Here is a 12,557-nt window from a genome sequence, read left to right on the forward strand (position 1 = left end):
AAATAACTATTTTTCATTATATTCACTAACCTCAAATTTATTTTAGTCAATCGTCTAAATAATAATAAAAAGCTTATTAAATAAACTGTCCTTTAAATGTTAGACGCCTAACATTTAAAGGACAGTTCAACGTAATTAGTTTTATTAACAAGTTTGTAATTCTTTCTTTTGAGTTAATAGTTGATAAGCATGATTAACACTTTCATTTGATGGTGGTTGAATATCTTTTAAAGGATATTTTAATCCTAATACGTCCCATTTATAGACTCCTAATTGATGATATGGTAAAATTTCTACTTTTTCCACGTTACCTAAAGTGTTTATAAAACTACCTAGTTTTATTAGATCATCTTCTGAGTCGGTGATTCCAGGAACTAAGACATGTCTAATCCAAACCGGGATATTTTTCTTGCTCAAGTATTTTGCAAAATTTTTAATCTGCACATTTGATTTTCCCGTAAGTTTTATATGTCTTTTTTCGTCAAAATGCTTTAAATCTAATAATACTAAATCAGTGTATTCTAATACTTCGTCTAATTTTAAAAGAAAGTTTGGATCAGTGCTGAAACATCCACCAGAGGTATCAATCGTTGTATGAATCCCATTTTTTCTACAAGATTTGAACAGTTCTAATAGAAAGTCTAATTGTAATAATGGTTCTCCTCCACTAACCGTAACACCACCTCCAGATGATCTCATAAATGGAATATACGTCTTGATATCCTTCATTAATTGATCAACTGACATTTCTTTTCCTGCTCCAATTTTCCACGTATCTGCGTTATGACAATATTGACATCTTAATAAACATCCTTGCGTAAAAATTACATATCTAAGACCTGGCCCATCGACAGTTCCACAAGTTTCAATTGAATGTATATTTCCTGAAATCATTGTCATTCTCCTCCTCATTTAGTAAAAACATTAAAGCCTAGTGAAGCATGTCCCCCACTAGGCTTGAAAAACAGAGATTATTACATAGAACCGTGGAAAGTTCTATTTATTACATCTATTTGTTGTTCCCTAGTTAGTTTTATGAAGTTAACTGCATAACCCGAAACTCTAATTGTTAATTGCGGATATTCTTCAGGATGTTCCATTGCATCCATTAATGTTTCTCGATTGAATACATTTACGTTTAAGTGATGACCACCTTTTTCTGTATATCCATCTAACATTGCTACTAAGTTTACTATTTGTGTACTCTCGTCCTTACCTAAAGCTTTTGGAACGATTGAAAAAGTATTTGAAATTCCATCTTGTGCATCTTCGTAAGGTAATTTCGCTACTGAATTTAATGATGCTAGAGCTCCATTTGTATCGCGACCATGTAACGGGTTGGCACCAGGAGCAAATGGTTCTCCTGCTTTTCTTCCGTCTGGTGTATTACCTGTCTTTTTACCATAAACAACATTAGACGTAATCGTTAGCACTGATGTTGTATGAATTGAATTACGATATGTTTTATGCTTTCTTACTTTTGCCATAAAGCTTTCAACAAGTTCTACTGCAATATCATCTACGAGATCATTGTTGTTCCCGTATTTTGGATACTCTCCCTCAATTTCAAAATCAACAACGATTCCATTCTCATCTCGAATTGTTTTAACATTTGCATGCTTAATAGCTGATAATGAATCAGCACATACTGACAATCCTGCAATACCTGTTGCCATAGTACGTTTTATATTTGCATCATGTAAGGCCATTTCAATTCGTTCATAGCTATATTTATCATGCATAAAGTGGATACAATTTAATGTATTAACATATAAGCCTGCTAACCAATCTAATAAAACGTCGAACTTAACCTTTACTTCCTCATAGTCCAGATACTCAGATGTAATCGGAGCATACATAGGTGCTACTTGAGCTTTTGACTTTTCGTCTTTACCACCATTAATCGCGTATAACAATGCTTTAGCAAGATTTGCACGTGCGCCAAAGAACTGCATTTGTTTACCGATTGTCATAGCGGAAACGCAACATGCAATACCATAATCATCACCATAATCCGGACGCATGATATCATCATTTTCATATTGAATTGAGCTAGTTTTAATTGACATTTTAGCACAATATTGTTTGAATCCATCTGGTAGTTTTGATGACCATAGGACAGTTAAGTTAGGTTCTGGAGCTGGTCCTAGATTATCTAAAGTATTTAAAAAGCGGAATGAGTTCTTTGTTACAAGTGGACGACCATCTATTCCTATTCCACCGATTGACTCTGTTACCCAAGTAGGATCGCCGGAAAATAATTCATTATAATCAGGCGTACGAGCAAACTTGACTAATCTCAGTTTCATTACAAAATGATCGACTAATTCTTGTGCGTCTTGTTCAGTTAAAGTACTTTCTTCAATATCTCTTTCTATATAAATATCCAAAAATGTTGAAACTCGCCCTAAGCTCATAGCTGCTCCATTTTGCTCTTTTATTGCTGCTAAATAGCCAAAATATAACCATTGGAAAGCTTCTTTTGCGTTTGTTGCAGGTCTAGCAATATCAAACCCATGTTTTGTTGCCATTTGTTTTAATTCATTTAATGCACGGATTTGTTCATTTATTTCTTCACGATCTCTTATTACTTCTTCTGACATAACACTTGTTGTTTTATTTAAAGTATCAATTTTATCTTTAATCAGTCGATCTACCCCATATAAAGCTACCCTTCTATAGTCACCTATAATTCTTCCACGCCCGTAAGCATCAGGTAGACCTGTAATAACACCAGAACGTCTTGCTTCTTTCATTTCTGATGTATAGGCATCAAATACGCCTTGATTATGTGTTTTTCGATATTCTGTAAATATTTTGCTTATTTCATCATCAACTTTATATCCATAAGACTCACATGATGCTTCAGCCATTCGAATTCCACCGAATGGTTGTAATGATCTTTTAAACGGTTTATCTGTTTGGAATCCAACAATTTGCTCTAATTCTTTCTCTAAGTATCCTGGTTCGTGTGAAGTAATCGTAGATACAATTTTCGTATCCATATCTAAAACTCCGCCATTTTCGCGTTCTTCTTTAGATAGTTTAAGTACTATATCCCATAGTTTGTTAGTTGCATCTGTTGGGCCTAAAAGAAATGAGTCATCCCCAACATAAGATTTAACATTTTTTTGAATAAAGTCCCTTACATCAATCGTTTGTTCCCATCGTCCAGTTTCAAATTGTCTCCATTGTTCCATCGTATTACTCCTCCTCTTTTTGCATATAATACAGAAAGTTAATTAAGTATATAACAGATTACGTATCTAATTTAACATACGATGAACTGAAACATCCGTTTGTATTATGAACATATTGTGAAACATTGAACAAAGTAGTTAAAAAGTTAACTCATATAAACACTTAATTCTTTCCACTAAATTACAGTTGCTTCATATATATAGTAATTCACTCCGAAAACTTTCCTGTTAAACGACAAACTGTTATACTCAAAAGATAGTAACTGTATTAGCATATTCATGTAAATTTGTGGACAAGACATTCACAATCCAAATATGCGATAATACTATGGTTAATACACAAATGATTAATCCAAATGAACACTGTTTATATAAAGGAGTAATTTATGAATACAAAACTAAATCTTTCTAGTTCGATTAATGAAAAATTAAATTTAATATACAATGAACAAATTCAAAAAGTTCTAAAAGAAGAGCAATTATTAATCGGAGCAAAACAATATGTTTCTCAAGACAAAACGATTTTAGAAGATGCTATTACTGCCCTTCTTCTTGGTAAAAATATATTATTAAAAGGTCCAACAGGAAGTGGTAAAACGGTTTTAGCTGAGACTCTTTCAAAATTGCTTTATCAACCGATGCATAGCATAAACTGTTCAGTCGATTTAGATATAGAAGGTATTGTTGGATACAACACAATTGCCTCTAATACGAACGGATCTGAAGTAGTATTCATCGATGGACCTTTAATGAAAGCAATGAAAAAAGGTCATATTTTATATATTGATGAAATTAACATGGCTAAACCAGAAACATTACCATTACTACATGGTGCACTTGATTATCGAAAAATGATAACAAATCCATTTACTCAAGAAGTAGTAAAAGGTGACGAAAACTTTAGAGTAATCGCCGCAATAAATGAAGGATATGTAGGAACAAGCGAATTAAATGAAGCTTTAAAAAATCGCTTCATTATCATAGATGTTCCATATATTAACGGGGAATCATTACTTCAGTTATTAAAAGATGAATCTGAGCTTAAAGATGAAGACCTACTAAAGAAATTCACAAGCTTTTCAAGTGATTTAATTCCATTAGCAAGTGAAGGCAGAATTAGTGAAGATGCAGCAAGTATTCGAGGTGTTCTTGACGCATGTGATTTATCTGTTCATATACCAGTACTTCGAGCAATTGAACGTACAATTATCGCTAAATTAAGTGATGACATTGAGCGCGAGACTGTTAGAGAACTAGCAGAAAGTTATTTTCTTTCTTGAAATGAGTGATGATTAACATATGAAACAAATCATTTTTAACAATAAAAAAATCGACGCTTCCACTTTTCTTCAAATGGAAAATTTATCGATTTCTCTTTCGAAAGATCGTAGTTCATTTTTAGAATTTGATTTTCAGGCGTATTACGACGATGAAGAACAAAAATTTACTGTAAGTCATTTTTGGGATACACAAGAGCATAGTACACAGTTACAAGGTTTGAAATCAGATGTGTACTTAAAAGCTTTAGGTAATAAACATTACTCAGATTTTAGTGAATTCAAAGAGACACTAAAGGAATTACAAGAAACTCATTTAAAAAGTTTTTTCACACAATTATTTGTCCTTCTTGAGGATATCCGACTTGAAGAGTTAATTATTCATCAAAGACCAGGTACAAGACAATTATTTTCTACTAGAAGAAAAATATATAGACATTATTTTCAATCACAATTCAAAGCAAATGAAATGCGTAATTTCCAATTAGATCAATTATTTTGTTTAATTTATCTTTCACTTACTTCTACTCAATTAACTTATCAGACGAATGAACAACTCGAGGATATTTTACCCATCCTTTTCCAAGCGTTTGAAGCTAAGAAAACAAGTGATATTTCTTCCATTGTATTTAGAGTGCAGCAGAGACTACTTTCGCTGTATAAGGAAGATATGATTCACACATATTTTGGCTATTTACCATTAAATAAAATTAACGAATTAGCTTCATGTAATAGTAAGGTAAAAGAGCTTCAAAATGACGACCAGCAAGAGGGTCTTGATGAAAGAAATAGCGAAGATGAAAGATTATCAACCTGGCATAGAGAAAGTAAAAATAATGAAACAGATGATAATTTTTTACGATTTGAAGTTGAAAGTGGTACAAAAACTTCTATTAAAGCTAATTTTGCACGAGAAGAAGAGGCCGGCGATCAGGCAATTGCAAATGCATTTGGTTCCTCCAAACAAGGAGAGAATAAAAAGTCAAAACAAACTGATTCTTATGAGGCTACGAATTCATCCTCTTCACAGCAAAATCCTTTTGGTAAATACAATAGTAATGTTTCTATTAAATATAAAGAAGCAATTGGGCAAACAGTTACTGAAAAGAAACAGTATTCTACATTGTCTTCAATGGTGTCTAAAGATGTTAAAGAACTAAGAAAAACGATAGAAAAATCGTTAGAGAATAAACAAAACGCACCTACTGATAAATACTATGGTAGGTTAAATAAAAAATGGATTCGACTTTTCACAGAAGAAAACCCTAAAATGTTTTATAAAAAACAAACTGAATCGAAAGAATTAGATGCTGTTTTTTACTTATTAGTTGATTGCTCGGGATCGATGTTTAATAAAATGGATGAAGTGAAAAAAAGCGTCATTCTATTCCATGAAACTTTAAAACAATTAAAAATCTCTCATAGCATTAGTGGCTTTTGGGAGGATGCTTCAAATGCTACAAAAGAAAACAAACCAAATATTTTACATCAAGTCATTCCATTTTCAAGCTCTTTATCACCTTCAGTAGGTCCAAATATCATGCAGCTTCAAGAAGAAGAGGATAATCGTGACGGCTTAATGATTCGAATTGTTTCAGAAGAGCTCGCTAAACGTTCGGAAAAGCATAAATTTTTGCTCGTATTTACAGATGGCGAACCTTCAGCATTAGATTATTTCCAGGATGGGATTATCGATACGCATGAAGCAGTTAAACAAGCTAGAAAACTTGGAATTGAGGTAATCGGTACTTTCATTGAGGAAGAAGAACACCAAGAAGAAACTTCACAATTAATGAAAAATATTTATCAGCACCATTACTTAATCGCCTCAAATGCAGAAGATTTAAGACTTCAATTAAAACCAATGCTAAAAAAATTACTATTAAGAAGCATAGATTAAGATAGTTGTCCATAAAATGAAAAGAAATAGGCTTACTAGTAGCCTATTTCTTTTTTATTTAATAGGTAGTTAGAATATTTTGTCGAACAGATTTACATAACGAAATCGTATTTCCTATTGATTTTTAAAATTAAACGGAGTACGATAAATTTTGACGACTTAGAGAGATGCATATTTAAAGAAAAGCTAGTGAATGACCGCTAGTTTGTTTTGTATTTAAGGGGGATTAGGACTATGCCTACTTCAATTAAAGCAACATTTTCACGTGTACGATTCGTATTACTGGTTGCGTTAGTAGTTTGGCTAAAAACGTATATTGTTACTCTGTTTGGATTCGATTTAAAAATTGATACAGTCTTTCAAAATGTAATATTATTTATTAGCCCTTTGGCATCCTCATTATTCCTTGTAGGGATCGCACTTTTTTTCAAAGGGAAAAAACGTAATACGATCGCGCTTTTGATTAATTTCATTTTAACCTTGCTATTATGTGGAAACGTTTTATTTTACGGATTCTTTAACGACTTCATAACATTACCAGTGCTGTTCCAAACTAGTAATATGGGTGATTTAGGATCAAGTGTAAAAGAACTAGCAAGCTTTAAAATTCTTTTTATGTTTATTGATATTGTTATCCTATATTTAATCTCAAAGAAATTTCCTAAATTTTCAAACACTGGTCGAGTACCTTCATTTATGAAGTCAACTTATTATTTAATAACGATTGCAATTGCAGTTTTAAACTTAGGTTTAGCTGAAATGGAAAGACCTGAATTGCTTACTCGTTCGTTTGATCGTGAAATGCTTGTAAAAAATCTTGGATTATATGTTTACCAAGGTTATGATTTATCACTTCAAACAAAGACTTCAACACAAAAGGCCTTTGCGGATAGCAGTAAATTAACTGAAATTGAAAACTATGTAAATAGTAACGGTGTCAAAGCAAATGCAAAGCTTTTCGGTAAATATAAAGGTAAAAATGTTATTGTTATTTCTTTAGAATCAATGCAAAATTTCACAATTGGCGCAAAGGTTAATGGTAAAGAAATAACTCCATTTTTAAATAAATACATTAAAGAAAGTTATTATTTTGACCACTTCTATCACCAAACTGGTCAAGGAAAAACATCTGATGCTGAGTTCATTATTGATAACTCTTTATATCCATTAGATCGCGGTGCTGTCTATTTTACCCATGCAAATAACGAATATATGGCTACTCCTGAAATTTTAAAAGATCAAGGATATTATTCAGCTGTTTTCCATGCAAATAATAAAAGCTTTTGGAATCGAAATGTAATGTACCCTTCTTTAGGCTACGATCGCTACTTTAATGAAGTAGATTATAATATTACCGATGAAAATTCAGTAAACTGGGGATTAAAGGATGAAGATTTTTTTAAACAATCACTTCCTCTTTTATCACAAGTGAAACAACCGTTTTATACTAGATTCTTAACTTTATCAAACCACTATCCTTTCGTACTTGATCCACAAGATCAATACATTGATCAATATAATTCTGGTGACGAGACACTTGATCGTTATGTAACGACAGTACGATATATGGATGAATCAATTAAACACTTTATTGAAGGTCTAAAAAAATCAGGTTTATATGATAATACAATTCTTGTTATGTATGGTGATCATTATGGTATTTCTGAAAACCATAATCGTGCAATGGCTCAGTTCTTAGGTAAAGACGAAATTACTCCATATGACCATATGGATTTACAACGTACGCCATTTATTATTCATTTACCTAAGCAAAAACAAGGTCAAACAATCTCAAAGGTTGCTGGTCAAATTGATGTAAAACCTACGATTCTTCATCTGTTAGGCGTTGATACAAAAACAGATATTGAATTTGGTAAAGATTTATTTAGCCCAGATTATTCGGAATTCATTGTTTTCCGTGATGGAAGCTTCGTTACAAGTAAATATTATTATGTAGCTGGATCTAATGAATTTTATAATCGATTAACTGCTGAAAAAGTAGAAGTTCCTGATCAAGAAGCGAAACTATTAATTGATAAAGCCAAAAAAGAGCTCACACTATCAGATAATATTGTTTACGGTGATTTATTCCGTTTCTACAGTGGAAACAAGCATAAAACAGGTACAATGCAAACAATAACTGAACCAAATCAGTAAAAGATACTTCAAAACAACCTCACAGTCTAGTAATTAAATTTTTAGTTTTATACACCGAGAGATGCTTTTACAAGCATCTCTTTTTGTTATAATATGGTATTTATACATAGTTTTTTAATTAAAATATAGTGGGAGGATATTAATTGTATAAAAACTCTAAGTTATTATTTTGGACGATCGAACTACTATTATTATTCTTAGTCTTATTCGTTGGAACAAAAATATCATTCTTATTTCAACCAATTGCTATTTTAATTAGTACTTTATTCGCACCAATACTTGTCTCAATCTTTCTTTATTTCCTATTTGCACCAATAGTGGATTTTTTAGAGCGAAAAAAAGTGCCCCGTTCAATAGGCATTCTTCTTCTCTATCTCGGATTAATCCTAATTGCTGTAGTATCTATCATTAATGTATTCCCAACCTTAACTGAACAATTTAAAGATTTAGTAAATAATATGCCAACAATTGTAAATGAAGCAACAGATAAGATTGGCCTATTAGAGAAGTGGTTAGGAAGTCAAAATTACGTTGAAATTAAAGATTTAGAAAAGAAAGTTGCAGACTATGCCCTAGTATTTATCGGTGGCATAACTGGTGGAATTGGTGCGTTTTTCAATATTTTAAGTAATGTAACGTTAATCATATTAACAGTTCCATTTATACTGTTTTATATGTTTAAAGATGGTCATAAATTTCCAGCTGCGATGTCTCGTTTTTTACCACAAAGCTTAAGGAATGAAGCAATTCATATTGCAAATGAAACAAGCGAAACATTGGCTTCATACATTCAAGGCCAAACGATTGTTTGTATTTTTGTTGGAATTGGAACATTTATTGGATATAGTATTATCGGAATACCTAATGCCTTAATTTTAGCGTTAGTAGCTGCTATTACAAATATTATCCCTTACTTTGGCCCGTTTATTGGTGGAGCTCCTGCAGTGATCGTTGCGGCTCTAATTTCTCCAAAATTAGCGTTATTCGTTGTACTAATCATTTTAATTGTTCAACAAATTGATTCAAACTTAATCTCACCGTATATCATGGGTAAAAAGTTAAATATTCACCCTTTAACGATTATTCTATTATTATTATTCGCTGGTAACTTTGCTGGTGTACTTGGTATGGTTTTAGCTGTGCCAACATATGCAATTTGTAAAGTAGTGATTGTTAATATATCTAGGATCATCAATTTAAGGAAAAAAGCAAAATTCGCAGATAAGATTATTGATGACGACATTGAAACAAATATCGAAATTAACATTAACAACGATAACGACCAAAAAGAATAAATAAGAGCAAGAATAATGAAGTTGGAGTGATATTCACTCTTTATACTTCCGTTATTCCTGCTCTTTTTTTTACAATTTAAATGTTTCTCTTCCCTGCTCTCTATTTAAGAGCCATTCTTTCCTCCACAGTCCACCAGCATAGCCTGTTAGCTTACCATTTGACCCAATAATGCGATGGCATGGAACGATGATACTTAATGGATTTCTTGCATTTGCATTTGCAACTGCCCTTACTGCCTTCGGGTTCCCTATTCGGTTAGCAATATCTGCATATGAAGCAGTTTCTCCATATTTAATTTTGACTAGTTCCCGCCAAACACTTTCTTGAAAAGGAGTTCCCTTTGCAATTGATTGAATACTAAATTCCTTCCTAGATCCACTGAAATATTCAATCAATTCATTTCCTGCATCCTTCAAAGAAGGTGGCACTAATTTTTGAATTTCGTCATTCTCTTCTTTGACAAAATCAATATATGCTACCCCTTTTTCATTTCCAACAATCCTTAAAGTACCTAACGGAGTGTCTATATAAGCTGTATCTAATTGATTCATAAATCATTCTCCTAGATTATTTATCTAAATTTGGAAAATACTCCATTGCTTCAATACATTGATTATAACCGTTTCGCTTATAAAAATTAACACCTTGCTCGCTCGGCCAAACAATAACAAATTCGAACTTCATTTCGCTTACCCATTTATTAACTTTGGAGATTAATTTTCCTCCAATCCCCTTCCCTCGATATTCCTTTAATGTATATACATTCGTCATGAAAGCAAAAGGATTAGTCACTCTACCAGGTCGGGGTACTTTTTGAATAAGTTCAATATAAATATGGGAAACAATTGTACCTTCTATTTCAGCAACCCATATATACCACTGTTTACTGTTCATTGCATTTAGTAAAAAATCACGACATTCACTGTAAAAGTTATTGTATTCATTCTCTTTAATTCTCCCAGTCTCGTAATCTTCCAAAGTAAAATCCCATCTCATCTTAATTAACTGCTCAATATCTTTTATTTCTGCCAATCTCAAATTCATTTCCCCCCCCTTAATCCTCGGTACCTAAAACATCAGTATTAGGTGGAATATAGCCCATCTGTCGAGCCATCGCGACAATTTGTCCTTTATGATGATATTCATGCGTGATCGTATGTACTAGCAATTTCATCGGTGTGAAAGATATTTCTTCATTATGATCTCTCCATGGAATCTTTCTAACAATTGGTATATTCAAACGGTCAACTGTCATATCCAATAATTCACTCACGAAAAAATCAGCTTGTTCAAATCTTGATTTAATATCATCAAGACTAAGATTTACAACGTTTTCCTTTGGCGTAATTGGCTTTTTCGTTTTCAATAATATAAAAGATCCAATCCATGCAATATAACATTCAGCCATATGTAGTAGCGTTTCTCTAACACTTTGGAAACCAAACCCGTCTAATTTACGAGTAAAATCCTCTGGCTTTAATTCACCACAAAAATTTAACAAGGCTTCCCGATTTTCTTTTACCCATTTATATTCCTTCAAATTCACTACACTCACCCCTTACAATTTTGATTAATTAAGCTATTCTACCAAGTGGTAAAAATTACCTCTAAGTAAAATAATAAAAGGCCTGTATATACCTACAGACCTAGTTTTTTTATATAAATAACTTTAAACTTACTTGAACAATTAATAAAACAGAAACTGAAATTAATAGAATTCTAGCTAGCTTCATTGGAACAAATTCTGCAAATCTTAACCCTACTTGATTACCAACAATTGAAGCAGCAGCCATCGTCACAGCAATTTTCCATTGGAAGTGCCCTGTCATATAAAATATGATAAATGCTGATAAACAACTCCCAAAATTTAATACTCTAGCCAACTGAACTGCATTAACATAAGTAAAACCTTTTTTAATAAAATACAAGATTGCAAATGTAGAAGAACCTGGACCGAAGCCCCCGTCATAAACACCAATCCCTGTTAAGATGCTCCTATCTAGCAATGTTTGCTTTTCAACACCACCTTTATTCGTAGTTTCATAGTTCCACTTTTTACTTGCAAATGTTAGCCATAATGAACCAGTTAATAAAACTAATGCCACAATATTCATTACATGTTCATCTAACATACTCGTTACAAATGCACCAATTCCCCCACCAATAAACGAAACGAATATAAATTGAAAAATGACTGAGGCCTTAAAATCTTTCTTTTTAATTGTGTAAAGGATACTACTAAACGACCCCAAACCTGAAGCAAACTTATTTGTGGCAATACCCGTTTGAATAGGAATGCCAAGAAAAATCATCATCGGGAGTGTAATTAATCCTCCACCACCTGCTAATGTTCCAACTACTGCTGCACCGATTCCTAAAATAAAAAGTAATAATAGTGAGTCCATTTTCCTATCTCCCTTTTTTGCGTCTATCCTTACTATACACAAAATATTGAAAAAAAGGGAAACTAAAGACCTCATTATATGTGGATGATTATGGAATAGCAGGACTAAGGAGAGAAATTAAAAGGGGGGTGGGACTTTATCACTAAAGTGAGGAACTTGATAAAATGTAAAAACTGACTTTAAGAAAGCACTACAAATAAGTGTTAGTTGACCGTAAATAAGGGAACTAACTGTGCAATTAATCGATGAATTGGTGCAATAAACGACGAACTCCAATTAAACGAAGAATTGGTGTGATAAACGACGAACTGCAATTAAATGA

General features: G+C 32.4%; 10 protein-coding genes. 4 read left to right on the forward strand and 6 right to left on the reverse strand.

Annotated features, from left to right (window positions below; genetic code table 11):
- Positions 1-144: 144 nt before the first annotated feature.
- Complete coding sequence (pflA, locus tag COI44_RS18095; RefSeq protein ID WP_098429178.1) at positions 145-894, reverse strand: pyruvate formate-lyase-activating protein; 750 nt, start codon at positions 892-894, stop codon at positions 145-147.
- Between the two features lie 80 nt (positions 895-974).
- Complete coding sequence (gene pflB, locus COI44_RS18100; protein WP_098429179.1) at positions 975-3,200, reverse strand: formate C-acetyltransferase; 2,226 nt, start codon at positions 3,198-3,200, stop codon at positions 975-977.
- Between the two features lie 386 nt (positions 3,201-3,586).
- Here pflB and COI44_RS18105 point away from each other — a divergent pair, with 386 nt between their 5' ends.
- The 4 genes from COI44_RS18105 to COI44_RS18120 all read left to right on the forward strand — a co-directional run bounded on the left by COI44_RS18105 (position 3,587) and on the right by COI44_RS18120 (position 9,829).
- Entirely contained in the window at positions 3,587-4,480 is an 894-nt protein-coding gene (locus tag COI44_RS18105; RefSeq protein WP_098429180.1) for an ATP-binding protein, read from the forward strand.
- A 19-nt stretch (positions 4,481-4,499) separates the two neighbouring features.
- Positions 4,500-6,377, forward strand: a complete 1,878-nt coding sequence (locus tag COI44_RS18110) for a vWA domain-containing protein (protein ID WP_098429181.1) — start codon at positions 4,500-4,502, stop codon at positions 6,375-6,377.
- 234 nt (positions 6,378-6,611) lie between these two features.
- Positions 6,612-8,534, forward strand: coding sequence for an LTA synthase family protein (locus COI44_RS18115; RefSeq protein ID WP_098429182.1), 1,923 nt, complete (start codon positions 6,612-6,614; stop codon positions 8,532-8,534).
- 143 nt (positions 8,535-8,677) lie between these two features.
- The gene (locus COI44_RS18120; RefSeq protein WP_098429183.1) at positions 8,678-9,829 is read left to right on the forward strand and encodes an AI-2E family transporter; all 1,152 of its coding nucleotides are present in this window, start codon (positions 8,678-8,680) and stop codon (positions 9,827-9,829) included.
- 69 nt (positions 9,830-9,898) lie between these two features.
- Here the strand turns inward: COI44_RS18120 and COI44_RS18125 are convergent, their stop codons facing one another.
- The 4 genes from COI44_RS18125 to COI44_RS18140 all read right to left on the reverse strand — a co-directional run bounded on the left by COI44_RS18125 (position 9,899) and on the right by COI44_RS18140 (position 12,235).
- Entirely contained in the window at positions 9,899-10,381 is a 483-nt protein-coding gene (locus tag COI44_RS18125) for a methylated-DNA--[protein]-cysteine S-methyltransferase (RefSeq protein ID WP_098429184.1), read from the reverse strand.
- A gap of 16 nt (positions 10,382-10,397) precedes the next feature.
- Positions 10,398-10,874 (reverse strand): GNAT family N-acetyltransferase, encoded by a 477-nt coding sequence (locus tag COI44_RS18130; protein WP_098429185.1) that lies wholly within the window; start codon positions 10,872-10,874, stop codon positions 10,398-10,400.
- Positions 10,875-10,884: 10 nt separating this feature from the next.
- A complete protein-coding gene (locus tag COI44_RS18135; protein WP_098429186.1) occupies positions 10,885-11,376 on the reverse strand; it encodes a DinB family protein in 492 nt (163 codons plus the stop codon).
- Between the two features lie 109 nt (positions 11,377-11,485).
- On the reverse strand, positions 11,486-12,235 hold the full coding sequence (locus COI44_RS18140; RefSeq protein ID WP_098429187.1) for a sulfite exporter TauE/SafE family protein: 750 nt from the start codon (positions 12,233-12,235) through the stop codon (positions 11,486-11,488).
- Positions 12,236-12,557: the final 322 nt, after the last annotated feature.

The sequence above is a fragment of the Bacillus sp. AFS088145 genome (assembly GCF_002564465.1).
In the GTDB taxonomy this organism is placed as follows: Bacteria; Bacillota; Bacilli; order Bacillales; family Bacillaceae_G; genus Gottfriedia.

Excerpts from the sequence above, each read along its gene's own strand:
- pflA (WP_098429178.1), bottom strand. The coding sequence starts at position 894 with ATGATTTCAGGAAATATACATTCAATTGAAACTTGTGGAACTGTCGAT.
- pflB (WP_098429179.1), bottom strand. The coding sequence starts at position 3,200 with ATGGAACAATGGAGACAATTTGAAACTGGACGATGGGAACAAACGATT.
- COI44_RS18105 (WP_098429180.1), top strand. The coding sequence starts at position 3,587 with ATGAATACAAAACTAAATCTTTCTAGTTCGATTAATGAAAAATTAAAT.
- COI44_RS18110 (WP_098429181.1), top strand. The coding sequence starts at position 4,500 with ATGAAACAAATCATTTTTAACAATAAAAAAATCGACGCTTCCACTTTT.
- COI44_RS18115 (WP_098429182.1), top strand. The coding sequence starts at position 6,612 with ATGCCTACTTCAATTAAAGCAACATTTTCACGTGTACGATTCGTATTA.
- COI44_RS18125 (WP_098429184.1), bottom strand. The coding sequence starts at position 10,381 with ATGAATCAATTAGATACAGCTTATATAGACACTCCGTTAGGTACTTTA.
- COI44_RS18130 (WP_098429185.1), bottom strand. The coding sequence starts at position 10,874 with ATGAATTTGAGATTGGCAGAAATAAAAGATATTGAGCAGTTAATTAAG.
- COI44_RS18140 (WP_098429187.1), bottom strand. The coding sequence starts at position 12,235 with ATGGACTCACTATTATTACTTTTTATTTTAGGAATCGGTGCAGCAGTA.